Annotated in this window: 20 protein-coding genes; 6 read left to right on the forward strand and 14 right to left on the reverse strand. The window is 68.5% G+C overall.

All coding sequences use genetic code 11. The features are described from left to right. The 4 genes from ACU0BR_RS12635 to ACU0BR_RS12650 all read right to left on the reverse strand — a co-directional run bounded on the left by ACU0BR_RS12635 (position 1) and on the right by ACU0BR_RS12650 (position 6,746). Positions 1 to 1,104: an HPP family protein gene (locus tag ACU0BR_RS12635; protein ID WP_446157187.1), complete on the reverse strand. Its 1,104-nt coding sequence runs from the start codon at positions 1,102 to 1,104 to the stop codon at positions 1 to 3. Between the two features lie 303 nt (positions 1,105 to 1,407). Beyond that, positions 1,408 to 3,042 carry an MFS transporter gene (locus tag ACU0BR_RS12640; RefSeq protein WP_446157188.1) on the reverse strand — a complete coding sequence of 545 codons (1,635 nt, stop codon included), beginning with the start codon at positions 3,040 to 3,042 and terminating at the stop codon, positions 1,408 to 1,410. Between the two features lie 82 nt (positions 3,043 to 3,124). Next, entirely contained in the window at positions 3,125 to 5,095 is a 1,971-nt protein-coding gene (locus ACU0BR_RS12645; protein WP_446157189.1) for an ATP-binding protein, read from the reverse strand. 94 nt (positions 5,096 to 5,189) lie between these two features. Beyond that, the gene (locus ACU0BR_RS12650; protein ID WP_446157190.1) at positions 5,190 to 6,746 is read right to left on the reverse strand and encodes an ATPase domain-containing protein; all 1,557 of its coding nucleotides are present in this window, start codon (positions 6,744 to 6,746) and stop codon (positions 5,190 to 5,192) included. A gap of 142 nt (positions 6,747 to 6,888) precedes the next feature. On the opposite strand from ACU0BR_RS12650, the gene ACU0BR_RS12655 reads away from it, so the two are divergent. Continuing rightward, positions 6,889 to 7,056: an SDR family oxidoreductase gene (locus ACU0BR_RS12655; protein WP_446157191.1), complete on the forward strand. Its 168-nt coding sequence runs from the start codon at positions 6,889 to 6,891 to the stop codon at positions 7,054 to 7,056. A gap of 186 nt (positions 7,057 to 7,242) precedes the next feature. Further along, complete coding sequence (locus ACU0BR_RS12660) at positions 7,243 to 8,268, forward strand: GlxA family transcriptional regulator (protein WP_446157192.1); 1,026 nt, start codon at positions 7,243 to 7,245, stop codon at positions 8,266 to 8,268. Positions 8,269 to 8,294: 26 nt separating this feature from the next. Here ACU0BR_RS12660 and ACU0BR_RS12665 read toward each other — a convergent pair whose 3' ends face one another. The 4 genes from ACU0BR_RS12665 to ACU0BR_RS12680 all read right to left on the reverse strand — a co-directional run bounded on the left by ACU0BR_RS12665 (position 8,295) and on the right by ACU0BR_RS12680 (position 13,496). After that, complete coding sequence (locus tag ACU0BR_RS12665) at positions 8,295 to 10,385, reverse strand: 3-hydroxyacyl-CoA dehydrogenase NAD-binding domain-containing protein (protein WP_446157193.1); 2,091 nt, start codon at positions 10,383 to 10,385, stop codon at positions 8,295 to 8,297. After that, positions 10,382 to 11,584, reverse strand: a complete 1,203-nt coding sequence (pcaF, locus tag ACU0BR_RS12670; protein ID WP_446157194.1) for a 3-oxoadipyl-CoA thiolase — start codon at positions 11,582 to 11,584, stop codon at positions 10,382 to 10,384. Before pcaF ends, ACU0BR_RS12665 begins: the two co-directional genes overlap by 4 nt. 126 nt (positions 11,585 to 11,710) lie before the next feature. Continuing rightward, positions 11,711 to 12,511: a metallophosphoesterase family protein gene (locus tag ACU0BR_RS12675; protein ID WP_446157195.1), complete on the reverse strand. Its 801-nt coding sequence runs from the start codon at positions 12,509 to 12,511 to the stop codon at positions 11,711 to 11,713. Next, positions 12,504 to 13,496 (reverse strand): diacylglycerol/lipid kinase family protein, encoded by a 993-nt coding sequence (locus ACU0BR_RS12680; RefSeq protein WP_446157196.1) that lies wholly within the window; start codon positions 13,494 to 13,496, stop codon positions 12,504 to 12,506. Before ACU0BR_RS12680 ends, ACU0BR_RS12675 begins: the two co-directional genes overlap by 8 nt. Positions 13,497 to 13,846: 350 nt before the next feature. On the opposite strand from ACU0BR_RS12680, the gene ACU0BR_RS12685 reads away from it, so the two are divergent. Further along, the gene (locus ACU0BR_RS12685) at positions 13,847 to 14,983 is read left to right on the forward strand and encodes a THUMP domain-containing class I SAM-dependent RNA methyltransferase (RefSeq protein WP_446157224.1); all 1,137 of its coding nucleotides are present in this window, start codon (positions 13,847 to 13,849) and stop codon (positions 14,981 to 14,983) included. 7 nt (positions 14,984 to 14,990) lie between these two features. Here the strand turns inward: ACU0BR_RS12685 and ACU0BR_RS12690 are convergent, their stop codons facing one another. From ACU0BR_RS12690 to ACU0BR_RS12700, 3 genes are all read right to left on the reverse strand, one after another. Next, positions 14,991 to 15,638, reverse strand: a complete 648-nt coding sequence (locus tag ACU0BR_RS12690; protein ID WP_446157197.1) for a TenA family protein — start codon at positions 15,636 to 15,638, stop codon at positions 14,991 to 14,993. Positions 15,639 to 15,709: 71 nt separating this feature from the next. Further along, a complete protein-coding gene (locus tag ACU0BR_RS12695; protein ID WP_446157198.1) occupies positions 15,710 to 17,095 on the reverse strand; it encodes an aspartate aminotransferase family protein in 1,386 nt (461 codons plus the stop codon). Positions 17,096 to 17,134: 39 nt separating this feature from the next. After that, the gene (locus ACU0BR_RS12700; RefSeq protein ID WP_446157199.1) at positions 17,135 to 18,157 is read right to left on the reverse strand and encodes a histone deacetylase family protein; all 1,023 of its coding nucleotides are present in this window, start codon (positions 18,155 to 18,157) and stop codon (positions 17,135 to 17,137) included. A 180-nt stretch (positions 18,158 to 18,337) separates the two neighbouring features. Here ACU0BR_RS12700 and ACU0BR_RS12705 point away from each other — a divergent pair, with 180 nt between their 5' ends. The 3 genes from ACU0BR_RS12705 (at position 18,338) to ACU0BR_RS12715 (ending at position 22,450) form a co-directional block, all read left to right on the forward strand. Next, entirely contained in the window at positions 18,338 to 19,279 is a 942-nt protein-coding gene (locus ACU0BR_RS12705) for a 2-hydroxyacid dehydrogenase (protein ID WP_446157200.1), read from the forward strand. Positions 19,280 to 19,373: 94 nt separating this feature from the next. Beyond that, positions 19,374 to 21,170, forward strand: a complete 1,797-nt coding sequence (locus ACU0BR_RS12710; protein WP_446157201.1) for a type I secretion system permease/ATPase — start codon at positions 19,374 to 19,376, stop codon at positions 21,168 to 21,170. After that, complete coding sequence (locus ACU0BR_RS12715; protein WP_446157202.1) at positions 21,167 to 22,450, forward strand: HlyD family efflux transporter periplasmic adaptor subunit; 1,284 nt, start codon at positions 21,167 to 21,169, stop codon at positions 22,448 to 22,450. Before ACU0BR_RS12710 ends, ACU0BR_RS12715 begins: the two co-directional genes overlap by 4 nt. A 73-nt stretch (positions 22,451 to 22,523) precedes the next feature. Here ACU0BR_RS12715 and ACU0BR_RS12720 read toward each other — a convergent pair whose 3' ends face one another. The 3 genes from ACU0BR_RS12720 to ACU0BR_RS12730 form a co-directional block, all read right to left on the reverse strand. After that, a complete protein-coding gene (locus ACU0BR_RS12720; protein WP_446157203.1) occupies positions 22,524 to 23,942 on the reverse strand; it encodes a TrkH family potassium uptake protein in 1,419 nt (472 codons plus the stop codon). Positions 23,943 to 24,071: 129 nt separating this feature from the next. Next, a complete protein-coding gene (locus ACU0BR_RS12725) occupies positions 24,072 to 25,421 on the reverse strand; it encodes a TrkH family potassium uptake protein (RefSeq protein WP_446157204.1) in 1,350 nt (449 codons plus the stop codon). Further along, on the reverse strand, positions 25,418 to 26,092 hold the full coding sequence (locus ACU0BR_RS12730; protein ID WP_446157205.1) for a potassium channel family protein: 675 nt from the start codon (positions 26,090 to 26,092) through the stop codon (positions 25,418 to 25,420). Before ACU0BR_RS12730 ends, ACU0BR_RS12725 begins: the two co-directional genes overlap by 4 nt. Positions 26,093 to 26,130: the final 38 nt, after the last annotated feature.

Below are 26,130 nucleotides of genomic sequence, written 5' to 3' on the forward strand. Positions count from 1 at the left end.
TCAGGCGGCGCGGTGGTCTTGCGATCCGTGCAACAGCAGCCGGATGATGTCAGATCGCGTCAGGATGCCGACCAGCACCTCGTCTCGGGTGACCGGCACCACCTCGGCACCCTGCGCGGCCAGCCGGTCGAGCAGCAGGCCCACCGGCAGATCGTGCGCGGCCGCGGGCGGGGCGGGGCGCATGATGTCGCTCGCCACCACCGGCGGCGCGGGCTTGCGGCGCAGGCGCGGGATGGCGCGCACCTCGATCAGGGGCGCCAGCAGGTCGGCCTCCATCACCAGCCCCAGCAGCGCCCCCCGCGCGTCGACGACCGGCACGCTTTTGATCGCGTTGGCGCGGAAGAGGTCGACCAGCTGGGGAAAGGGCGTGTCGGCGCGCGCGCTGATGAGCTTTCGCGTCATCACGTCGGCGCAGCTCGTGCCCTGGAACCGGTGCTGCACGGCGTCATGTTCGGCCGCCGCCAGCAGCCGCGCCAGATCCGCTGTGCCCAGGTTGGTGGATTGGTTGAAGCGCGCGAGGATCGCCCCCAGATCCTCATTCGTCAGCCCGAGTTGCAGCGCGGCCTGCCGACTTTCGGGCGCATCGGCCTGACGGAATGGATAGACCCGGCCCGTCAGCCGGTTGTAGCCTATGGCCGCGCCCACCAGCGCCGATGTCGTCAGCCCGACCGGCAGTAGCGCGAACCACGCGCCCGCCGCCAGGACCGGCTCGGGGTCCAGCACGCTCAGCAGGGCCACGGCGCCGCCCGGCGGGTGCAGCGCGCGTACAAGCATCATCGCCAGAATCGCGCCGCCCACCGCAGCGCCCGCCGTCCATGGTGCAGGCACAAGCAGGAGCGCCGCCAGCGCCACCAGCGAAGAGACGATGTTGCCCACAACCGCCGACCACGGCTGTGCGAGAGGGCTGTTGGGCACCGCAAAGACCAGCACCGCCGTCGCCCCCAGCGGCGCGACCAGCATCACCGACACCCCCGGCATCGGACTGCCGAGCGAGACCAGCATCCCGCAGAGCACCAGCCCCACGCCCGCGCCCGTCGCGGCCCGGATCTGCTCGGCCATGCGAAAGGCGGACATGGCGGGCAGAAGGTGATGAGACGATCGCAACTGACAGCCCCCCGTTGATGCCCGTTTCGCCGCGCCCGTTTTGCGCGACCTGCTTCCCTTGCGTCATTTTGGGGCGAAAAGAAACGCGGTCGGCGCGCGCCGCGGCATTGCGCCGCGTCCCGCGCGAACCGGGCGCAACTCGCGCTGGCGCTGCAACCGCGGCCGATCATCGCCGGCGAAAACGTCTCGGCGCCCGATGCCAGCGTGCAACAGCGCGTGCTCGACCGGCTTCCGGCGCGCAAGCGGGAATCCGGCATCGCCCGTCTCATCATCAGCCGCGACGTGGCGGTGATGCGGGGACGATCAGTGCATGTCCTGCCCCTGCCCCTGCACGAGGGGCATGTCGTCGTTCAGCGGGACGGTCTGGCGTTCGATCATCCGGTGCACGCGCGGCTTGCCCGGACCCCGGTGCAAGGCGCGCAGCCTGTCGCTGACATCCGCGTCCGACTGGGTGCGCCGTTCGTTGTGGCGGATGTATTCCACCCAGGTCGGCACGTGGTAGCTTTCGGTCCACAGATCGGGGTTTTCCATGTCGCGCAGCAGCGCCCATTGCTGGGCGCCGTCGCGGATGCGGATGCGGCGGCGCTCGTTCATCGCGGCCATGAATTCCGACACGTCCTCCTGCGCGATGTTGTAATCGACCATCACCATGATCGGCCCGCTGCGATAGCGCAGATCCAGCCGCAGCGGCGGCTCCTTGAAGCGGCCCATCGGCGCCAGGTTGAGATGCGCGAACTCGGGCAGGCGCACCCACAGCCCGACCAGCGCGCCGCCGACCAGCAGACCCGCCGCCAGCAAGAGCGCCGTTCCGGGCGAGAAGGCGCGCGCCAGCGATCCCCACAGCCAGCTGCCGCCCGCCATGCCGCCGAACACGCCCGTCTGGTAAAGCGCCAGCGCGCGCCCGACGACCCAGCGGGGCGTGGACAGCTGCACGCTGACGTTGAAGAGCGACAGCGCGACCACCCAGCAGGCGCCGGCCAGCAGCAGCATCGCGCCCGACAGCCACAGATACGGGCTGAGCGCGATGACCGCGCCGGCCAGCGCGAAACCCGCGAAGGCCGCGCGCACGACATGTTCGTTGTTCATCCGCGTGCGCAGACGCGTATTGCCAAGCGCACCGCCCACCGCGCCCAGCCCGAAACACCCCAGCAGCACGCCATAGGCGAAGGCGGTGCCGCCAAGGACCTCCTTCACCACGGTGGGCAGGAGCGCCAGGATCGCCACCGCCGCCAAGCCGAAGACGAAGCCGCGAAAGATCACCCGGATCAGGTTGGGCGACATCGCGACATAGCGCAGACCGGCGGAAAAGGCGCTGCCGAAGGATTCGCGCGGCAGTTTTGCGCTGGCGGCGGGCGGGCGCCAGCGCTTGAGCGCGGCGATCAGCGCCAGGTAGCTTGCGGCATTGACGGCGAAGGCGGCGGGCGCGCCCGCGATGCCCACGATGGCGCCGCCGATGGCCGGACCCACGCTGCGCATCAGGTTGAACCCCATGCTGTTGAGTGCCACAGCCGAAGGAAGATCGTCGCGCGGCACGATATCGCCCATCGAAGCTTGCCACGACGGGTTGTGCAGCGCCGTGCCGCAGCCGATCAGAAAGGTGAACCCCAGCAGCAGCCAGGGCGTCAGCAGCCCCTGATAGGCCAGCGCCGCCAGCAGGACCGAGACCCCCAGCATGAAGCTTTGCGCCGTCAGCATCACCCGCCTGCGGTCGTAGCCGTCGGCAAAGACCCCCGCCAGCAACGAGAAGATCATGATCGGCAGCGTCACCGATCCCTGCACCAGCGCCACCATCGAGGGGTTGCTCGACAGGCTCGTCATCAGCCAGGCGGCGCCCACCGCCTGGACCAGCCCGCCGAAATTGGAGACCAGCGCGGCAACCCACAACATCCGGAAGGACCGGTTGGCGAGCAGGGACAGGGGTTGGCTGCGTTCCGGCATTCAAGGCTTTCCGTATGACCCGACGTCATGGATAGATAGATCGCAACGTGGGAACAAGCGGGCCCCGGCAGGAGGCGCGGCCTCAGCCCACCAGCTTGTTTATTTCCGCCTCGAGCTGGTGCTGCATATAGGGTTTCGCCAGGCGTGGCAGATCCAGGTCGTCGTCGTCGGGCAGTTCGGCATAGCCCGTCGCCAGCAGGATCGGCAGCTGCGGATGCATCTGGCGGACCGCCTTAGACAGCTGCCCGCCGTTCATCCGCGGCATGGAAAAATCGGTGATCATCAGATCGAAGGTCTTGCCGTCGTTGAGCACCTTCAGCGCCGCCGTGCCGGAATAGACGCCGGTGACCTCATGGCCCAGATCCTCCAGCAGCTCCATGCTGCTCATCGCGATCAGGACGTCGTCATCGACCAGAAGGATGCGCAGCGCGCGATGCGGCTGCGCGGGGGCGGCGTCAGGCGGCGCAGCCGGGACAGGGTCCGGCGCGGGTGGCGCGCTCGGCGCGGTCTCGGGGGCCACCGGCAGCCACAGTTCGGCCCGAGTCCCCTCGCCGGGGGTGCTGAAAAGGCGCAGCGCCCCGTGCATCTGCTGCGCCAGCCCCTGGATCATCGCAAGGCCCAGCCCGGTGCCCTTGCCCAATTCCTTGGTGGAAAAGAAAGGCTGCGTCGCCTGCTTGAGCGTCTCCTCATCCATGCCGACGCCCGTGTCGGTCACGCTCAGCACGACATAATCCCCGGGCGCCGCCTCCTCCTGCGCCTCGGTCAGGCTGGCCTGATGGGCGGATAGGGTGATCGAGCCGCCCTCGGGCATGGCGTCGCGCGCGTTCACGACAAGGTTCAACAGCGCCAGATCCAGCTGGGTGCCGTCGATCAGCGTCAGCGGCGCGGTCTCGGGCAGCTCAAATCGCAACGAGATCTCATCGCCCACGGATTTTGTCATCAGCTCGGCCGAGCCGCGGATCAGCTCCACCGGGTCGAGCGGCTGGATGGTCAGATCCTGGCGCCGTGCAAAGGCCAGCAGCCGCTGCGTCAGCGTGGCACCGCGCTGCGCGCCCTGAACCGCGCCGGTGATCAGGCGCTGCGCGCGCGGGTCATCGGGCAGATGCTTCTGCAAGAGGTCCAGGTTGCCGATCACCGCCATCAGCAGGTTGTTGAAATCATGCGCCATGCCGCCGGTCAGCTGACCGATCATTTCCATCTTTTGCGCCTGTCGCAGCTGGCCCTCGGTCTGTTCACGCTGCGCGATTTCGTCTAGAACGGATTTATGAGCCTGTTCCAGTTCGGCGGTGCGGTCGCGCACGCGCTGCTCCAGATCCTCGTTCTGGCCACGCAGCGTCGCTTCGGCCTGCTTGCGCACGGTGATGTCCGACATCACCCCCATCAGCCGCGCGGCGCCGTCTGGCGGGTGGGTCACGCGGGCGTGGATGTCGATCCAGTGCAAAGAGCCGTCGCCCCACACCAGCCGGACCTCCATCTTGAAATCCCTGTCCGCCGCACCTGAATGATGGAACATCTCCGTCACCGGGGCCCGATCGGCGTGGTGAATGATGGCGAGCATCTGCGCAAGGCCCAGCGGCTCATCCACCGGCCATCCGAAAAGTGCGTTGATGCTGGGGGATACCTCGATCCTGTCGCCGCCCAGCCGCATTTCCCACGGCTCCAGCTTGCCTGCGCGCAGCGCTGTGCGCAGGTTTTCCTCGCTTGTGCGCAGCTGCGCGATGCGGTTGCGTGCCTCGAACTGGCGGATGCGGCTGCGCAGCGCCGAGGTGGCCAGGCTGATGAAGGTCGTCGCGTGGAAGGGCCGTTCCAGGAAGGTGACGTTTTCCAGCAGTTCTGACAGGCGCGCGGCCTCGGGGTTGCGTTCGGGGCCGCCGCCGTGGCGGGTCAGCAGGATGAAAGGCAACGATGACCAGGGCGGCTGGGAGTGCAGAAACCGCGCGATCCCGGACAGATCGGCGTGGTGCACCGCATCCTCGGTCAGCACGGCCATCGCGAGATCATGCGACAGGGCATCGGCGAAAGCGGCCACGCTGTCGCATGTTCTGGGCCGCATGCCCGCGTCCCTGCAAAGCGAAGCGGCAATGGTGGCATCCCTGCCGTGGGGGGCGAGGATCAGGGCCGTGGGTGTCTGCGCCTCGGGAATCGCACTAATCCTTGGCAGTCGTTGCGAAACCGCCGGGGATCGGCGTGTCGCCAGCCCCTGCTTGAGGCTGCGCCTGCGCGGCGCCCGAGGGATGCAGCAGCTTGCTGCCGTCCACCATCTGCGGCACGCCGCGCAGCACCCCCTGAAAGCCCATCAACGGATCGCCCAGCGTCAGCCCCTTGGCGGCGATCTTGAATTCGCGGATCGTCTGTTCGTGCCGGCCGGTGCGCTTCTTGATGATCGATACCGCGCGGCGCACCTGTCCGATCGCCTCGAAATAACGCAGCAGCACCACCGTGTCGGCCAGATAGGTCACATCCACCGGCGCCTTCATGTCCCCGACAAGCCCGTGCTGTGCCACCGTCAGGAAGGTGGCCGCCCCGGAGCGGTTCAGGTATTGCAGCAGCTCGTGGATATGCAGCACGAGCGCGTTTTCCTCGGGCATGGCCGCCTGATACCCGTTGAGGCTGTCGATGACGACAGTCTTGCAGCCGAACTTGTCGACGCTCTGGCGGACGCGGTGGGCGAATTCTCCGGGGGACAGTTCGGTCGCGTCGATCTGTTCGACATGCAGCAGGCCCGCGCTTTCCATCTTGTCCAGATCGAAGCCGATGCCGCGCATCCGGTCAAACAGCAGGCCGAGTTCCTCGTCGAAGACGAAGAGCGACGCCTTTTCCCCGCGTTCGATCGCGGCGGCGATGAACTGGATCGCGAAGAGGCTCTTGCCCGCCCCCGCAGGCCCCAGGACGAGCGTGCTGGAGCCCTGCTCGATCCCGCCGCCCAGCAGCGCGTCCAGTTCGGGCACGGTGCTGGACACCTGCGCCCGGGTCTGCCGGGCGCGGCGTTCCAGCGCGACGAGGCGCGGAAAGGCCACCACCCCGCCCGTCTTGATGGCAAAGTCGTGATAGCCGCCGCGGTAGGATTGGCCGCGGTATTTCGACACCCTGAGGCGGCGCCGCTCGGCGCCGTATTCGGGCGACAGTTCCTGCAGCTGCACGACGCCATGCACGATGCTGTGCACCGTGCGGTCGGATGCCTCGGTCGTCATGTCGTCTAGCAGCAGCACGGTCGCGCCGTTGCGGACGAAATAATGCTTCATCGCCAGGATCTGGCGGCGGTAGCGCAGCGAGGACTGCGCCAGCAGGCGGATTTCCGACAGGCTGTCGATCACCACGCGGTCGGGGCGCAGCTGCTCGAATTTCTCGAAGATCAGTTTCGTCGTCTCGCCCAGCTCCAGATCGGAGGAATAGAGCAGGCTTTGCTGCTGGTTGGCGTCCAGCAGGCTTTCGGCCGGGACAAGCTCGAAGATGGTGAAATTATCGCCCACATCCCAGCCGTGCGAGGCCGCGCCGTTGCGCAGCTCCGCCTCGGTTTCCGACAAGGTGATGTAAAGGCAGTTTTCGCCCTCCTCTGCCCCTTTGAGCAGGAAGCGCAGCGCGATCGTGGTCTTGCCGGTGCCGGGATGTCCTTCGAGCAGAAAGACGTGGCCGCGCGACAGGCCGCCCGCCAGGATGTCGTCCATTCCGGGAACCCCGGTTTCCGCCTTGTCGCCCGATGACATTCGCTGCTCCGTCCGTGAGTATTGCAACGCATCAGAGTGTAGCAGATGCGAGGCGGCGCGGTAAGGGCGCCAGCCCTGAGGGATATAGAGTGTATTTTTGCCTGCCAAGGCGGGCGGGTGGAATTGACCCTTTCAGGCGCCCTTGACGCAGGCCACCTTCGACAACGCCGAAAATCGCGCCCGGATCGAGAGCAGGATCAAGCTGGGGCGCGCGGCCCGGGCCGACGATATCAGGGGCGCGGCGATCTGTCTTGCATCCGATGCGGCGGCGCTGGTGACGGGATCGGCGCATATGGTCGGCGGGGGCTAGACGGGGGCCCGACGGAGCTCGACGGGGGCTGGACCGCGGGCTGACCCGGACCACATGCACATGTCCGGCGGCAATCTGCCGCCCGGACGCATCGGGCCATCTTGCATCGGCGCCGCGCAGGCCCGAACATGGGACCCTCAGCCGGGCGGACCGCCGGGCATCCAGCCGACCTGGCAAGGGATCATCATGCAGGAAATCGGATCCATCGTACCGATGGGAGCGGCCTATTTCCCGGTGTCGCAGGCGGGGGGGCCGCAGCGCTATGCCTTTTTGCTGTTGCCGCAGTTCACGTTGCTGGCGTTCAGTTCCGCCGTCGATCCGCTGCGCATCGCCAATCAACTGTCGCAAAAGCCGCTTTATCGCTGGCAGATCCATTCCGAGGACGGCGCGGCGGTGCGCAGCTCTTCGGGGGTGTCGATCAATGTCGACGGGCCGTTGCCGCCGCTCGATCCGCAGGTGAAGCTGTTCGTCTGCTCGGGCAATCAGGGCGGCGTGTCGGCCGGCCCGCAGACGCTGGCCGCGCTGAACCGGCACCAGCGGTTCGGCGGCACGCTGGGCGGGATCTGCACCGGCGCCGTGACCCTGGCGCGTGCGGGGGTGCTGGGCGGGCGGGTGTTCACGCTGCATTGGGAAAACCAGCCCGCCTTTCAGGAAGCCTTCCCGGATCTGCACCCGACCGCCAACAAGTTCGAATCCGACATCCGGTTGCTGACCTGCGGGGGCGGCGCGGCGGCGATGGACATGATGATCGCGATCATCGAACGCGACCACGGCGCGGATTTCGCCGCCATCGTGTCGGATATGTGTCTGCGCCGCAGCGAGGTGCCAGGCGCGCTCGATCAGCGCAGCTCGCTCGGGGCGGCGATGCACACGCGCAACCCCAGGCTGATCGCCGTCGTTCGCCTGATGCATGAACACATCGAGGAGCCGCTCAGCCTGGAGGCGCTGGCGCGGCGCGTGGGCTATTCGCGCCGGCAGATAGAGCGGCAGTTCCGTCAGCTGCTCGACCAGTCGCCGTCGGCGTTCTACCGCAACCTGCGGCTCGACCGGGCGCGCAGCATCCTGGCGGATACCGACATGTCGCTGGGCGAGATTGCCGCCGCCTGCGGATTTGAATCCCTGGCGCATTTCTCGCGCAATTTCCGCAAACGTTTCGGCACGCCGCCCAGCCGGTTCAACCACCACGCCGAACGGCCCCTGCCGCCGCGGTAGGGGCCGGGAACAGCCCGTACCGACGCTTAGCCGTCGTCGATCAGGCCCTGTGTCCGCGCCCAGTACATCGGGCCGCCCAGATCGCCGGGAAAGCCGTAGCCGTGGGTCCAGATCACATCGATGTCGGAGGCGCGCGCGGCGATACCTTCGCGCAGGATCGCGCGCCCTTCGTCGACCAACGGGCCATGCGTGCGCGCGATGATTTCCGCCGCCTCGAGGGCGCGGGGCGCAACCCCCCGTCGCGCGGCCAGCGTGCGCGACAGCCGGGTGACATGCGGATCGGGCAGGGGGGTGCGCGCGCCATCCTCATAGCGGTACCAGCCGCGGCCGGTCTTTTGCCCGAAATGGCCCGCCTCGCACAGGGCATCGGCCAGCGGCTCCGCCTGTCCGGTGGCCTTCCTGTTGCGCCAACTGATGTCGAGCCCGGCCATGTCCTGCATCTCGAACGGGCCCATTGGCCAGCCGAAGTCCCGAAAGGCGGCATCGACGGCGGCAGGTGTCGCTCCTTCGAGCAGCAGCCGGGCAAGCGGCGCATTGCGCGCGGCCAGCATCCGGTTGCCGACAAAGCCGCGCGCCGCCCCCACGATGACCGGCTGCTTGCCCATCCTGCGCGCAAGCGCGAGCGCGCTGGCCAGCACGTCGGGGGCGGTGCGCGCGCCACGCACGACCTCCAGCAGGGTCATGCGCTGCGCGGGGGAAAAGAAATGCAGCCCGACCACATCCGCGGGTCGGGCGGTGACGGCGGCGATCGCATCGAGATCGAGGTAGGAGGTATTCGTCGCCAGAATCGCGCCGGGCCGCGCGATGCGATCCAGATCGCGGAAGATGTCCTGTTTGACGGCGAGATCCTCGAACGCCGCCTCGATGATCAGATCGCATTCCGACAGCGCGGCCAGATCGGTGGTGCCGACTATGCGCAGGCGGCGGGTCCGCGCCTGAGGCGCACTCAGCCGCCCCCGCGCGACGTCCTTGTCATAGCTTCGGGCGATCCGCGCGAGGCCCTTTTGCAGCGCCTCCTGCGAGACCTCGCGCAGGGTGACATCGAAACCCGCGTCGGCCAGCGCCATCGCGATGCCGCTGCCCATCAGCCCCGCGCCGACCACGCCCGCCCGCGCGAGGTGGCGGGCTTCGGGACGGGGACCGGGAAGGGCGCCGGGATGGGTGTCGCCCCGCGCGGCGTCGCGGATATCCCGAGGCAGCCGGGCGGCCTTGCGTTCGGCAAAGAACAGATGCCTGCGTGCGGCGGAAACGGGGCTTTCCAGCGCGGCTTGAAAAAGGGCGCGTTCGCGCGCCAGCGCCTCGACGGGCGGCAAGACCAGCGCGTTTCGGATCGCCTCGACCACCGCCACGGGCGCCGCCGAACGCGCCTTGCGCAGCAGCTTGCGGGCGTGATCGCCGAAGGCGGCCATATCGGGCGGCGGCATCGCATCTTTGCGGTGCAGGACCGGCGGCGAAATGGCGCCCTGCGCGTTGTGGCGGCGCAGGTGATCGCAGGCCGCGCGCGTCGGCGCGTCCTGCGCGCCTGCCACCGCGTCGATCAGGCCGAGGTTTCGTGCCGCGTCGGCGGGCAGGGGATTGCCGGTGCCGATCAGATCCAGCGCGGCCCGCGCGCCGATCAGATAGGTGGCGCGCACCGTGCCGCCCGCCCCCGGCAACAGCCCCAGCTTGACCTCGGGCAGACCCAGCCGCGCGCCCGGCGCGGCGACGCGAAAGGTGCAGCCGAGCGCCAGTTCCAGCCCGCCGCCAAGCGCGGTGCCGTGAATCGCGGCGACGGTGGGAAAGGGCAGCGCCTCCAGCCGCGCGATGACCTGCGGCAGGGTGGGGTCCAGCCGCTGGCCGAGTTCGGTGATGTCGGCCCCTGCGACAAAGGTGCGTCCGGCGCAGCAGAGCACCAGCCCGGTCAGATCGGTATCGGCGGCGGCGCGTTCCAGCACCTGCATCAGGCCCAGGCGCACCGCCTGTCCGATCGCATTGACCGGCGGGTTGTTGATGGTCACGATCCCCAGCGTGCCGTCGCGGCGCCAGGTGACGGGACCAGGTTCGAGGCCAGATCCGGGGCCAGATTCGGGGCCAGATTCGGGGCCAGATCCGGGGCCGGCTTCGGGCTGATCCGTCATATTGCCTCCATCGCCAGCGCGATGCCCTGACCCACGCCGATGCACATGGTGGCCAGCGCGCGCCCGCGCCCCGTCAGCGCCAGTTCCAGCGCGGCGGTGCCGACCAGCCGCGCGCCCGACATGCCTAGGGGATGGCCCAGGGCGATGGCGCCGCCGTTGGGATTGACCTGTGGCGCGTCGTCGGCAAGGCCCAGCTCGCGCAGCACGGCCAGCCCCTGGGCGGCAAACGCCTCGTTCAGCTCGATCACGTCGAAATCCGACGGTTGCAGGCCCAGCCGCGCGCAGAGTTTTCGCGTGGCGGGCACGGGACCCATGCCCATCACGCGCGGCGCGAGCCCCGCGACAGCCGCCCCCAGATAGCGCGCCCGCGGCGTCAGCCCATGCGCGCGTACCGCATCCGCCGAGGCCAGGATCATCGCGCCTGCGCCATCGTTCACCCCGGAGGCGTTGCCCGCCGTGACGCTGCCGCCCGCGCGAAACGGCGTGGGCAGGGCGGTCAGGGCCTCGGGGGTGGTGGTGCGGATATGTTCGTCGCGGTCCACGATCACCGGCGGGCCCTTGCGCGCGGGCAATTCGAGCGGCTCGATTTCACGCGCCAGCCTGCCGCTGTCGCGTGCCGCGGCGGCGCGCATCTGGCTGCGATGCGCGAACGCATCCTGATCGGCGCGCGAAATGGCGAAGGCCTCGGCCACGTTTTCCGCGGTCTCGGGCATCGAGTCGGTGCCGTGAAGCCGCGCCATCTCGGGGTTGACGAAGCGCCAGCCGATGGTCGTGTCGTGGATTTCCGCGCGGCGGGAAAAGGCGGTATCGGGCTTCGGCATCACCAGCGGCGCCCGCGACATGGATTCGACACCCCCCGCCACGATCAGCGCGGCCTCATCCGACGCGATCGCGCGCGCGGCAAGGGCCACCGCATCCATCCCCGATCCGCAAAGCCGGTTCAGCGTGACGCCGGGCACCGTGTCCGGCAGCTCCGACAGCAGCACCGCCATGCGCGCGACGTTGCGGTTGTCCTCGCCCGCCTGATTGGCGCAGCCCAGGATCACATCGTCGAGCGCGCCCCAGTCCACGCCCGGATTGCGCGCGCGCAGGGCGCGCAGCGGATGCGCGGCCAGCGTGTCGGCGCGCACCCCCGACAGCGCCCCGCCGTAGCGCCCGATCGGGCTGCGGATATAGTCGCAGAGAAAGACGTCGCTCATGCCCTCAGGCGTAGCGCATCGCGGCGCGGGCGCCCAGCCGGGAATTCATGCGCGGGACCCCTGCGCGCCGAGGGGCGGCGGCCAGGCGGGCGGCCTGGCGGGAGGTTTCGCGGGAGGTTTGGCACATCACTCCGCCTGCCAGCCCTCGGCGGTGCGGCGGAACCGGGCGGTGGTATGCAACGCGAAGGCGCTGTGGCCTTCGGGTGCGGTATGGCGGTGGATCTCGACCCGGTCGCCGTCCAAGATCAGGAGGTTGAAATCATTGTCCTCGCCCCGCACCCGCGACGACAGGCCGGTGCCCGCCTGCACCTGGAGAAAGGAATCGCGCCCGATCTTGCGCGCGAAGGGCTCCGCCCGCCAGGTGTGCAGATGGCCCGACAGCACGATGTCCGCCCCGCAGGCACCCAGCCGGTCGAGCGCCTTTCCCGCGCCCTTCGTCAGTGATTTCGTCTCTTCGGGGCCGTGCTCGAGCGGGTGGTGCAGCGCCACGACGTGGAACCGCCCGTCATGGCCCGCGCGGAACGCGTCGCAGACGCGGCGGACGGTCTTGCGCGCGATGCGGCCGCGCTGCCAGACATAGGGGTTGACCGTGTTCACGCCGATCACCGCGACCTCGGCGTCGATATGCGCAGGCTCCAGATCCTCGTCGATATGGCGGCGGTAGCGCGCCCAGGGCGTCAGCAGCCGCACGAACAGATTGTCCAGCGGCGTGTCGTGGTTGCCCGGCACGCAAAGCGTGGGCGCGGCGATGCGATCGAGAAAGGTGCGCGCACGGCGGAACTGGGACTCGCGGGCGCGCTGGGTGAAATCGCCCGAGATGACCACCAGATCCGCCGCCATCGCGTTGATCGCGGCCAGCAGCGGTGTTTCCAGATCGGCGCGGTCGCGGCCGAAATGGATGTCGGACAGGTGGACGATCCTACGCATGGGCGGCGCCGCCGCGATCTGGGTTGCGTTCCGTGTTCCCTTCGGCCCCCCGCACGCCGGATGGCGCGGGGTCGGATCGCGTGGCGCCGGACTCGGGCACGATCACCTGCAACGCATCGTCCAGCACCCGGAAATGAAACGGGTTGCGCATCACATCGCGTTCCCCGTCGCGGGCGACCAGGCGGCGCTTGCGCCGGGTCTCGATCACCACGTCCCGGCCGCAGAGCAGCTCGAAGTCGCTGTCGGGGTCCAACCGGTGCCCGGCCAGCGAAAGCGCACGGCGGATCAGGCCAAGCCGTCCGCAATCGGGCGCCACCAGGATGGCGAACTTGCCCTCCGCCACGCATTGCGTGCCCCCCAGCCCCAGCTGATCCAGCTGGAACTGGTTGTTGAGCACGAACACGAGGGGGGATTTGAATTTCCGGCCCTGGCCGTCCAGCGTGATGCGGATCGACAGCGGCGTGCGGAACCGCGCCAGCGTCAGGATCACCGACCAATAGGCGGCGATGCGGCTGCGGCCCCAGCGCTTGTAGACCCCTTCGCGCGTGGCCAGGATCGACGCATAGGCGCCGAGGCTTGCGTTGTTGAGGAACACGCGGTCGTTGACCAGACCCACGCGCACCACGCGGCCATGGCCCGCGGCGATGACCTTCAGCGCCTGTTCGGGGTCTTCGGGAATGCCGAAAGAGCGCGCGAAATAGTTGAAGGTGCCCAGCGGCAGCACCCCCAGCCGCGCCTTCTGGCCGCGCAGCGTGTCGGCCACCCCGCAGATCGTGCCGTCGCCCCCGGCGGCCACGATTGTGGAATAGCCCTTGTCGAGCGCCTTTCGCGTGACCGCGCCCACGTCCTCGCCCGGCTGGAACAGCGAGAGGTCGAACCGGCCGGGATGCGCGTCGCAGAGCGCCTTCAGCCCGTCGCGGTCCAGCTTTTCCGACCCTTTGCCCGAGCCCGCGTTCATGATGATGCAGATGTCCGCCATGCTCATGCGCCGGGCGCGATCACGCGCGCAGCTGCCATCCGTGCGTCCCCGGTCGGGCAGGCAGGGTTTCGGGGCAGCATCGGGGGCCGATGGCGGGACAATCTGGAGAACATGAAACCTCTGCTTTCGTTTGCCGCGTTCGCGTCTGTGCAATAAATGCGCGGCGCGCGCTTTGGTTGCATCGGCCCTGAAAGAAGCCGCTTTGTCGGGGTATGGGCACGGGGGCGGGCGACGCGCGCTTCGCGGATCGGGGGCGCCGCCCCCGGGCCCCCGGGATATTTGCGACCAGAAGAAGCGGCGGTTTAGCGGTCGCGCAGCGCGTGCGCAGGCTGTATGCCGAGGACATGAGCGATGACATGCACGACCCCGACAGCCTCGAGATCTTTCTGGCCGCCCCGCCGGGGCTGGAGGACATGCTGGCCGCCGAGGCGCGGGAGAAGGGCTTCGACGTGCTGGCGACGCTGCCGGGCGGGGTCACCTGCCGCGGCGGCTGGGCCGAGGTCTGGCGCGCCAATCTGGAACTGCGCGGCGCGGGCCGGGTGCTGGCGCGGATCGGCCGGTTCATGGCGTTCCATCTGGCGCAGCTGGACAAGCGGGCGCGCAAATTCGACTGGGGCGCGGTGCTGCGCCCCGATGTGCCGCTGCGGGTGGAGGTCACCTGCCGCAAGTCGAAGATCTATCACGCGGGCGCCGCCACCCAGCGCATCGAAACCGCCCTGCGCGAGGAATTCGGCGCGACCCTGAGCCCCGAGGCGGAGATCGTGCTGAAGGTGCGGATCGACGACAACAACGTCTTGATCAGCGTCGATACCTCGGGCGCGCCATTGCACCGGCGCGGCCACAAGGAGGCCGTCGGCAAGGCGCCGATGCGCGAGAACCTGGCGGCGCTGTTCCTGCGCCGATGCGGCTTTGACGGGTGCGAGACGGTGGTCGATCCGATGTGCGGGTCGGGCACCTTTGTGATCGAGGCGGCAGAGATCGCGGCGGGGCTGCAGCCCGGACGCTCGCGCCGCTTTGCGTTCGAGCAGTTGGCGCCCTTCGATGCGGACGCCTGGGCCGCGATGCGCGCGCCGCGGCTGCCACACGAGCGTGGAGTGCGGTTTTACGGCCACGACCGCGACACCGGCGCGATCCGGTCCAGCCAGGCCAATGCCGAACGCGCGGGCGTGGCCGGTCTGACCTGTTTCACGGCCCAGCCGATCAGCGCGTTGACCCCGCCCGAAGGCCCCCGGGAAGGCCCGAATGGGGGGTGTGGGGGGCTGGTCATCGTCAACCCGCCCTATGGCGGGCGCATCGGCAACAAGAACCTGCTGTACGCGCTTTACGGCACGCTGGGTCAGGTGCTGAGCGCGCGGTTCGCGGGCTGGCGCGTGGGGCTGGTGACCAGCGAGCCGGGCCTGGCGAAGGCCACCGGGCTGCGGTTCACCGACCGCGATCCGCCGGTGGCCTTTGGCGGGCTGAAGGTGGGGCTTTACCGCACGGGGCGGCTTTAGCTTTCCGTCAGGCCGCTGCCGCCGCGTCGAAGAAAGCGCGCTCCAGGCGCACGGCCTCTTGAAAGCTTGCCGTTGCAAGGGCCTGTTGCTGCGGGCTCAGATCCGTCCACAGGGTGTCGAGTTGATCGCGCAGATAGCGCACCACGGCTTCGAACCCCGGGCCGCTGTGCAGGTCGATCCATTCCGCGAACCAGAACGGCAGCGCCCGGTCATAATGCCGATAGCGTTCCGCCCAGGCGAGATAGCTCCATTCCGCGACGATGAGCACGGCGAGCATCTGTTCGTAGCGCCCGGAATGGCGGGCGTCGGCCATCAGCTTCTGGAAGGCCGCCGTTTGCGGGGCGGGGTCCGCGGCCTGCGCCTCGGCAGAGACATCCAGCGCCTCGAAGCTGCGCAGGAAATAGGTGTTTTCCGTGCTGGTGATCAGCCCGAGGAACTGCGCCGCCGGGACCGCGTCGGCCAGCGTCGGCGCATGGGCGACCGCCGAGGCGAGCAGCCGCACGAACTGGTCGATGAACTTGTAATCCTGAACAAGATACCAGCGCATCTTGTCCAGAGGCAGCGTGCCATCGGCAAGCGCCTTGCAGAAGGGATGATCGGTGGCGGCATCCCAATCCGCCCTGACGCTGTCGCGCATCTTTTCGGTGGGGCGCATATGGTTCCCTTTCTCTGTCCGGCGTTGTGCGGAGGGTCCGGCAGGCCACAGCCCGCAAATCCGGTCGGGCGTCAGCCGACCAGCCTCTCGGCGCGCACCCAATCCCAGGTCCGCTCGACGATCCTCGTCATCCGCGCGGTGATGCGTTCCACGTCGTCCTCGGTCACGATCATCGGCGGGCAGAGCGCCAGCGTGTCGCCCGTGTTGCGGCAGATCAGGCCCTCTTCGTGGCCAATCTCGAACGCCTTTATGCCGACCTTCCGCGCGGGGTCGAAGGGGGTGCGGGCAGGTTTGTCGGCCACCAGCTCGATCCCCGCGATCAGGCCGGTGCCGCGGACCTCGCCCACCAACGGGTGATCGGCGAGGGGGGCAAGCTGGCGGTGCATCAGCGCGCCCATGCGGGCCGCGTTGCCGATCAGGTCGCGCTCCTCGATGATCTTGAGGTTTTCCAGCCCCACGGCGGTGGCGACCGGGTGGCCCGATGCGGTGAAGCCATGCCCGAAGGTGCCGATCTTGTGGCTGTTGTCGGCAATCGCGTCAAAGATCGCCTCGGAAAACAGGATCGCGGCCAGCGGCATGTAGCTCGACGTCAGTTGTTTCGACGTCACCATAATGTCGGGGGTAAAGCCGTAGTGCACCGCGCCGAAGCTGCTGCCCAGGCGGCCGAAGCCGTTGATGACCTCATCGGCGATCAGCACGATGTCGTATTTGCGGCAGAGCGCCTCGATGCCGGGCCAATAGCCCTCGGGCGGGGGCATGACGCCGCCTGCGGCCATCAACGGCTCTCCGATGAAGCCCGCGATGGTCTCGGGGCCTTCGGCGAGGATGCGCTCCTCGGCCTCCGCCAGCAGGCGGGCGGTGAAACCGGCCTCGCTCTCGCCTTCCGCGCCGAAGCGGTAGAAATGCGGGCAGCTCAGGTGGCTGACCGGGATCGCGGGCAGGTCGAAATCGCGGTGGTTCGCGGGCAGCCCGGTCAGCGAGCCGGAGGCGACGGTGATGCCGTGATAGCCCTTGGCGCGGGCCAGGAACTTCTTCTTCTCGGGGCGTCCGAGGGCGTTGTTCATGTACCACAGCATCTTGACGACGGTGTCGTTGGCCTCGGACCCGGAATTGGTGAAAAAGACACGGGTCAGGTTCTCGGGCGACATTTCCACCAGCTTTTCGGCCAGGCGGATCGACGGCTCATGCGCCTTGTGGGCAAAGCTGTGGTAATAGGGCAGGGCCTGCATCTGGCGGTGCGCGGCCTCGACCAGCCGCTGTTCGTTGAAGCCGACGCCGACGGACCACAGGCCCGCAAGCCCCTCGATATACTGCTTGCCCGCCTCGTCGAAGACATGCACCCCCTCGCCGCGGGTGATGACCAGTGGGCCGTGCTCGGCATGGGCGCGGGCGTCGGTATAGGGGTGCAGCGCGGTTTCGATGTCGGCCTGCGCCAGCGAGTTGGACAGAATGCTCATGAGGTGGTCCCCTGAATGGTTGCGGTTCGCGCCTGCCGGTCAGATGTCGAGAAAGCCGGACAGGAATGCGGCAAGATTGTCAGGCAGGTCGTCGGAAAGATAGCCGCCTTCCTGCACGATGGTGGTGGGCAGGCGCGCGGCGGCGATGGCGCGGCCGGCCGCGTGGAATCCGGGGGTGGTGACGGCCAGCCCGCGCAACGGGTCGTGTTCATGCGCGTCCAGCCCCAGCGACAGCACCAGCATCTGCGGGGCATAGGCGGCGATGCGCATCAGTGCCCGGGCGACGGCGTCCAGCCAGACCGCGTCGCCGCTGTCGCGCGGCAGCGGCAGGTTGACGGTGTGCCCCACCCCCGCGCCGCTGCCGGTTTCATGCGCGTAGCCGGTGTAATAGGGATAGTAATCCATCGGATCGGCATGGATCGACACGAAAAGCACATCGGCCCGAGCGTAGAAGATCCCCTGCGTGCCGTTGCCGTGGTGCACGTCGATATCCAAGATCGCCACCCGGTCGACCGCGCCGCGCAGATGTTGCGCCGCGATGGCGGCGGGGTTCAGCAGGCAATGGCCCGCGGCGGTATCGGCATCCGAATGGTGCCCCGGCGGCCGGCAAAGCGCATAGGCTGCGGGCGCGCCTTCGAGAACCGCCTGCGCCGCCGCGACAGCGCAATCGACCGCCCGGCGCGACGCGGTCCAGCTGTGCTGGCCGATCGGGCAGGAGGCGTCGCCCATGTGCCACCCGGCCCGCGCGACCAGGCTTTGCGGATAGGTGGCGTCGGCTTTCTGCGGGTGGGTGTTGGGCACGACCTCGGGGCCGGGATCGCGCAGCGCCTGCCACCTGTTCCAGGCGGTTTCCAGAAATTCCAGAAACCGCGGGGTATGCACCGCCGACAGCAGGGCGGGGTCGCAGGCTGGCGGCTCTTCGGTCTGCAGCCCGATGCCGTGCAGCCCCTGCAACAGCAGCTCCGCGCGGCGGGGGCTTTCGGCGTTTGCCGCGACACGGCCGTGCGTCAGGCGAAAGGACGGATCGTGCAGCGCGGAATCCTGGGCGTAAAAGCACCTCATCTGGGGGTCCTCGTCACGGTTTCGCTGCAACCTAGGCGGTGTGCGCGGGCTTGTCGACGGGGCTTGTCGGCGGGCTTAGCGGCGGGGCAATTCGCGCCGCGCGGGGCTGGCGTTTGCCGCATCGGGGCGGGTAGGGTACGCCCCATGGTACCGAAGGCACAGTTGAGGCAGGAGGGGCGCGTGAAGGACAGACGAAAAGGCGTGGCGCTGTGTTCGCAAACCGCGCTGCTGGAGGACTACGGGCCCGCATTCGCGGACCTGGCCCCGCAGATCGACCTGCGCGCGCCGCAGGACATAGACGATCCCGCACAGGTGGAATTCGCACTCGCGTGGAAGCCCGCGCCGGATGCCTTCGCGCCCTTCCCCAACCTGCGGGCGGTGTTTTCCGTCGGCGCGGGGATGGATCCGATCCTGGCCTGCCCCTCGTTGCCGCGCGATGTGCTGTTGCGCCGTGTCGAGGACCCCGATCAGGCCGATCAGATGGCAGGCTTCGCGGTGTTCCAGACGCTCTGGCATCATCGGGACATCTTCGCGACGCTGCGCGCGCAGGCCGAGGGCCGGTGGTCGCGCGTCAGCGGCGGACGCAGCCCCGCCGCGGTGCCCGTGGGCATCCTCGGCTTTGGCCATATGGGCCGCAGCATCGCGCGTGCCCTCGTGGGGCTTGGGTATCCCGTGCTCAGCCTGACGCGACGTGCGCCGGACCCCGAACCCGGCGTCACGCATCATCGACAGGACACCCGCGCCGCCTTTCTTTCCAGCTGCCGCATATTGATCAACGTGCTGCCGATGACCGACGCGACGCGCGGCATGTTGAACGCCGCGCTTTTCGATGACCTGCCGCATGGCGCGGCGCTGATCCATCTGGGACGCGGCGCGCAGCTCAACGAGGCCGATCTGCTCGGCGCCCTGGCCAGCGGTCAGCTGTCGGGGGCCTCGCTCGATGTGTTCGCGCAGGAACCGCTGCCCGCCGATCACCCGTTCTGGCGGCATCCGCGCATTCTGGTCACCCCCCATACCGCATCGGAGGCCGAGCCGCCCGCCATCGTGGCCTCGGTCCTGAGCGGTCTGGCCGCGCTCGACCGTCAGCGCGATGGCGCGGGCGGCTCACAGGGTCAGGAGTGATTGAGTAAAATTCGCGCGATACGGATGCCCGCGCGAAAGGATTTCTTCATTCTCGAGCGCCACTCTGGCACGGCAATGACCGTGGTGATGCCAGATGGCGACAACAACCGCAATCCACCGCACGGGCCGGCCCGATCGCACGGCCAGACCCGAAAATGCCGACGCCGCGTTGCGCACGCTGCGCGGACCCCTCGCGGCAGCCGCCGTTCTGGGCGTGCTGGTCAATGTGCTGGTCCTGACCGGACCGATCTACATGTTGCGCATCTACGATCAGGTGCTGGCGCATAGGTCGGTGGAAACGCTGGCCTGGCTGACGGCGCTGATGGTGGTGCTCTATCTTGCGATGGGCGCGCTGGAGGACGCGCGCGGGCGCATCTTCCGGCGCTGCGGGATGCGCCTCTACGCCGCGATGCAGGCGCGGGCACATCGGGCCTGCTTGGCGGGGCCCGGGGCCTGTGCCGGCTCCGGCACAGGGGCGGAAGGCGCCGAAGCCGGGGCCGCGGCGCGGAACGATCCGCTGCGCGATCTGGACGCGGTGCGCCGTGCCCTGGGCGCGGGTGGCGCGGCGGCGGTGCTCGATCTGCCCTGGACGCCGATCTTCATCCTGGCCATCGGGCTGTTCCATCCGCTTTTGGGTGCGGTGGCGTTTTTCGGGGCCGGGGCGCTGGTGGGGCTTGGCGCGCTCAGGCGGGTCTGGACCCGCGCCGCCTGCGACCGCGCGGCCATGGCCGAGGGCGCGGCGGGATCGCTCGATCGCGCGGTCGCGCGCAATCCGGCCCTTGTCCGCGCGCTGGGGGCGGCGCCGGTGATGGCGCATGGCTGGAAGGTCCACCGCCTGCCCGGCTTCATCGCGCGGCTCGGGGCGGAGGATACGGCCGGCACGGCCATCGCGGCGGGCAAGACCCTGCGCCTGATGCTGCAATCGCTCATTCTGGGGACGGGGGCCTATCTGGTCCTGCGCGACGCGCTGTCGGTGGGCGCGATCTTCGCATGTTCGATCCTGCTGGGCCGCGCGCTGGTCCCGGTCGAAAGCGCCATCGCGCAGCTGCCCGCCCTGCGCAACGCCCTGGCGGCCTGGCGACGCCTGGCGCGGCTGGAGGACCCCGCCGCCATGGCACCGGCTCGGCCACGGCCGACGAAGGGGGCGCTTGTGGTCCGGGATCTGACCGTCTTCGCACCCGGCCGCCGGAGGGCGGCGCTCCGGCTCATCTCCTTCACCGTGCAGCCGGGGCAGGCGATGGGCGTGATCGGACGGACCGGCGCGGGCAAATCCGCGCTGGCTTGCGCGCTGACCGGCCAATGGGCGCCGGCGGCGGGCTTGATGCGGCTCGGCAACGCTACATTGCCCGTGGCGGGGACGATGCATGGCGGCGTCGGCTACCTGCCGCAGCAGCAGATCTTCTTCGACGGCACGATCGCGCAGAACATCGCGGGGTTTGCCGCCGGGGCGGGGCTGAGCGCGGTCGAAACCGCGGCCAAGGCCTCCGGCGCGCATGATCTGATCGCCGCCCTGCCGGAGGGATACGACACCTACGTAAGGGCGGATGCGCCTGCCCTGTCGATGGGCGCGCTTCAGCAAATCGCGCTGGCCCGCGCGCTCTTCCACGACCCGCAGCTTCTGGTGCTGGATGAGCCGGCGAGCCAGGCCGACGCGGACGGAATCGCCGCGCTCGAACGGCTGACAGCCTCATTCCGGGCGCAGGGCAAATCCATGGTCATCATGACCCATCGACCGACGGTGATTGCGCGTTGCGACACCGTCTTGCTGCTGGAAAATGGGCGCGTCCGGTCGCTGGGGCCACCGCCCGGCCTTCCGAAGACGAACGGCCTTTCGGCGGGTCCCCCCGCGCCCGATCGGCAACTGCTGCCCGCCGAAAGCCGCCCGACATGACGCGCGCCCTTGCCACTGGTCCAGCGCAGGCCTTTTCATTCGGCGGCGCCATCTGGGGCGGCGGCATCACCCTGGGCTTGCTGGCGTTGCTGGTCGCGGCGTGGCTGGCATTCGCGACGACATCGCGGGGATTCGCGGTCGCGGTCGTCGTCCGGCCCGAGGTGCCGGTGTTCGTGCTGCGCGCGCCCGCGCCGGGCCGCATCGCCGAGGTGTCGGTGCGCAATGGCGCGCGCGTGGCGAAAGGCGACCGGCTGCTCCGGCTCGATGATCGGCTGATCGCCTCGGAAATCGCCCGCAAGGAAATCGAGCTGGCCGACGTTCTCGCCCGCCAGCGGCTGTTTCAGGTGGATCTCGAGGGGGGGGATGCGGCCGCATTGCCGGTCGCCGTCAGCCTGACGCCCCGGGGTGGCGGCGGGGCAGGCGATGCGCAGCGGCTGGAGGACATGATCGAGAACCGCCGCGCGCGCGCGCGGATCGAGCGGTTGGACGGGTTGCGCGACGCGCAGGATGTGCGCCTCAAGACCGACGCGCTGCGCCGCAACGAAGCCGCATTGAGGCGGCAGCAGGATCTCCTCGCCGCCAATCTGAAAGATCAGGAAACGCTGCACCAGCGGGGACTCGGCAGATCCCAGCTCTTGCTTGCCGCGCGGATCGAGCTTGAAAAAACCCGCGAAAGGCTGGCGCTCGTGCGGCTCAGCCGGGCGCGGCTGCATCAGGAGACCCGGCTGCGAAAGTCGCAACTGGCGCAGGGGCTCATGGCGAAATGGGATGCGGCCCACGTCGGCTTGCTGGATGCGGCGACGGCGGAGGCATCGCTGCGTGTCGAGCTTCGCACGCTGCGGCTGCGGCGTGACCGGCTGACCGTCGCCGCGCCCTTCGACGGGGTGGTGCAGGGCCTTGCGGCGACGACGGGCGCGCATGTCACGCCCGGCGGGCCGCCGCTGCTTTCGCTTCGTCCGGCGCAGGGGGCGCTGCGGCTGCATTTCCTGCTGCAGCCTGACGAGGTGCACAAGGTCGCCATGGATCAAAGGGTCTCGATCACCCTGCCGACGGGGCCGGGGCGCGCTGCCGACGCCATCGGCCCTCCGGCCGCGGGGGCTGATGTCGTGGAGGCGCGCATAGCGGCGATCACGCCGCGCAGGATCGGCAGCCAGGGCCGCCAGGAGGACGTGTTTACCGTCGAACTGGCCTTGCCCGACGCGCTGCTGCCGGAGTTGGTGAGGGCGGATGTGATCCGCGACGGCCAGCAGCTGGAAGGCATCGTCCATGAACCTGGTTGAGCGATCTTGCGCCTTCGGGTTCAGGCGCCCCGGCTTGCCGCGCTCATGGCCTTATGCCGCGATTTGTGCCGCCTCAGGCGATTTCGCGCCAGAGCCCCGGCGCCATCAGCACGAAGATCGTCAGCATTTCCAGCCGCCCGGCGTACATGCCGAAGGACAACAGCCACTTCGCCCCATCCGGCAGGGAGGAGAAATTGCCCGCAGGCCCGATCACCCGCCCGATGCCGGGGCCTACATTCGCCACCGCGGTCAGCGCCCCGCTCAGCGACGTTTCATATCCCAACCCGAAAAACGCCAGCGATACCGCCAGAAAGAAGACAGTGGCGGCGTAGAACACGAAATAGGTGATAACCCCATTCATGACGTCCAGGCTGACCGGGCGGCCCTCGTAGCGCGGGATGAAGATGCCGTGCGGCTTGTGGATCGTGCGGATCTGCGAGACCAGAAACCGGACGAAGATAATCCACCGCATGACCTTGGCGCCGCCCGCGGTGGACCCGGTGCAGCCCCCGATGGCGGTCAGGATGAAAAAGACCACCGCCGCCAGCGGCCCCCAGGAGGTGTAATCGGCCGTGGCGAAACCGGTCGTCGTGACCACCGAGACCACGTTGAACGCCACGTGGCGCAGCGCCTGCAACACCGGCACCTCGCCGGTGATGACCCGCCAGGCGGTCAGCGCCGCGATCACGACGATCAGGCTGGTGACAAGGGCCTGGACCTGTTCATTGCCGAAGGGTTTCCGGTGCACGATGCGGATGTACCAGGCAAAGGGCAGCGCCGCCGCCAACATGAAGACCGTGCCCGACCATTCCAGAAAGGCGCTGTCGAAATAGCCGAAGGAGGCATCGGAGGTCGAATAGCCGCCCGTCGAGATCGTGGCGAGCGCGTGGATCAGCGCCTCGAACCCGGTCATGCCGCCGCCCAGATAGACCATGAAACACAGCACGATCAGCCCCAGGTAGATCCAGACCGTCGCCAGGGCGAAACGGCTGGCGCTGGTCATTTCCTTGTCGCCGCGCTCCGAGCTTTCGGTGCGGAACAGCTGCATCCCGCCCACGCGCAGGATCGGCAGCAGCGCGATGCCGGTCACGATGAACCCGATCCCGCCCAGCCCCTGCAACAACGCACGCCACAGCAGGATGCCCTGCGGCGTCCGGTCGAGGCCGGTCAATGTGGTGGAACCTGTCGTGGTGATGCCGGACATCGCCTCGAAGAAGGCGTCGGTCGGGGTCATGTTCCACATCCACAGGGGAAAGGCACCGGCCGCGGCGCCGGTCACCCAGACGCTGGCGGTCAGCAGGAAGGTGTGCAGCCTGTGCAGCTGTTCCAGTCGCGTGGCCGAGGCGAGGCAAATGCTGACGCCGACGGTGCCCGTCAGCACGGCCGATTCCATGAACAGAGTTTCGGTGGCGGGAAAGAACAGCCCGTCCACCGCCATGAGGGCGGCCATTGCGACCAGCAGCAGGCCGTTGACGAAGATGACAAAATTCATGGGCCGTTCAATGCGTCTGAACCGGAGTCACGGGCCGGTATCCTCTCATGGCGCGCAAATGTCGAGAGGGCAGGCGGCGCGCGCCGACGTGCGAAAGACGCGCGGGCGGCGCTTCGGGCCGGTTTCGCCTCAGCCCAGATGCACGGTGCCCGGTGGATACCGGATCAGCGGGGGCAGGTGGGTGGCCAGGAAAAATCCCAGCGTCAGCGGCCCCACCCTGCCGACGAACATCAGCGCCATGATGATGATCCGGCCAAACCCGTCAATGTCGACCATCGCCCCGCGCGACAGCCCCACGGTGCCGAAGGCCGAAACCACATCGAAGGCCAGATCCAGGAATTCCCCGTCATGCGACAGCAGGATGAAAAACATCGCGGTCATGACCGTCAGCACGCTCATCATGCTGAGGGCGAGGACCTTGATCACTTCGCTGACCCCAAGGCTGCGCCCGAACACATGCAACGTGGAGCGGCGCCGGAAAAACGCCAGTGTCGCCAGCAGCAGAACCACAAACGTGGTGACCTTGATGCCGCCCGCGGTGGAGGTGCTGCCGCCCCCGATCATCATCAGCGCCATCATCATCAGCGAGGTGTTGTCATGCAATGAGGCGATATCGACGGTGTTGAACCCTGCGGTGCGCGTCGTCACCGCCTGAAACCAGCTGGCCATGAGCCGCGCGCCGGTGCCGTCCAGCTGGCCCAGCGTCCGCGGATTATGCCATTCCAGCAGCGCGAAGGCGACGACCGACCAGGCGATCAGCAGGGCGGTGCCCGACAGCATGATCTTGCTGTGCAGCGACAGGTGCCGCCAGTTCCGCTTGCGGTTGAGATCGGACAAAACGGTGAACCCGAGCCCGCCGACGATGAAAAGCGCCGGGATCACGAGGTTGATCAGCGGGTGATCGACGAACCCGGCAAGATTGTCCGGAAACAGCGCGAAACCCGCGTTGTTGAAGGCGGAGACCGCGTGGAACACCGCGTCCCACATGCCTTGCGCCCAGCCGTAGCGCGGCACGAAGACCAGCGCCAGCAGCAGGGCACCGATGATCTCGAAGGTCAGCACGACGCGCAGGATCACCCGCACCAGCCGCGTCAGATCGCTCAGCGAGGTCTGGTTGAGGTCCTCGCGCAGGTAGAACTTGGACGAAAAGCCGACCGATTGCTTCAGCAGCGACAGCATCAGCACCGCGAAGCTCATCAGACCCAGCCCGCCCAGCTGGATCAGCACCGCGATCACGGCCTGCCCGAAAAAGGTGAACCCGGTGCCGGTGTCGATGACCGACAGCCCGGTGACGGTGACTGCCGAGGTCGCGGTGAACAGGGCGGCGGACCAGGTGATGGGGGTCGTGACGGCAGGCGGCAGCTTCAGCACCAACGTGCCCAGCACGATCAGCGCCGCGTAAAGCAGCATCAGAACCAGGGGCGGCGGCACCCGGCGCAGCAGCCGCGCGTCGACATGCCTGACGAAGGGACGCGTCACGTGGCCGACCGCAAGCTTTCGGCAAAGCGGCGCAGATCCTGGCGCCGACCCAGCAGCAGCAGCTTGTCCTCGGTTTTCAGAATCGCGTCTTCGTTGCAGGGTATGAACGTCTGCTCGCGCATCTGCCCCAGCGCCACCAGATCGAAGGGCGGAAGCAGGTTCTTGTCGGCGACATGCTGCCCGTCGAGCTGCTCGGGCACCTGCAGGTCGACCACATGATATCCGTTGCCGAGGCTGACATAGTCGCGCACCAGCGGGTTGTGCAGCATCTGCGCGATATGCTGGCCGATTTCCTGTTCGGCCAAGATCACGCGGTCGACCCCCAGCTTGGACAGGATGCGGTGATGCGTTCGGTTCACCGCCTTGACCCAGACCGTCTTTACCCCCAGCAGCCGCGCATTCATCGTGCACAGGATGTTGGATTCCAGATCTTCGCCGATGGCCACGAGCACCACGTCGTAGATGCCCACTCCAGCTTCACGCAGCGCATTTTCATCGCGGCCGTCGGCGATGATGGCTTCGGTCAGGTCCTCGGCCACCCGGTTGACCCGCCGCTCGTCGCTGTCGATGCCCAGCACGGGGTTGCCGAACCGCGCAAGCTCGGTCGCGACGGTGCTGCCGAAAGTGCCCAGACCGATCACGGCGAAGCTGCGCATCGGGGAAGGTGCCATTGGTGTCGTTCCTTTGTTGAGCGCCGGGGCGGGCCGCG

Source organism: Brevirhabdus sp., assembly GCF_052826345.1.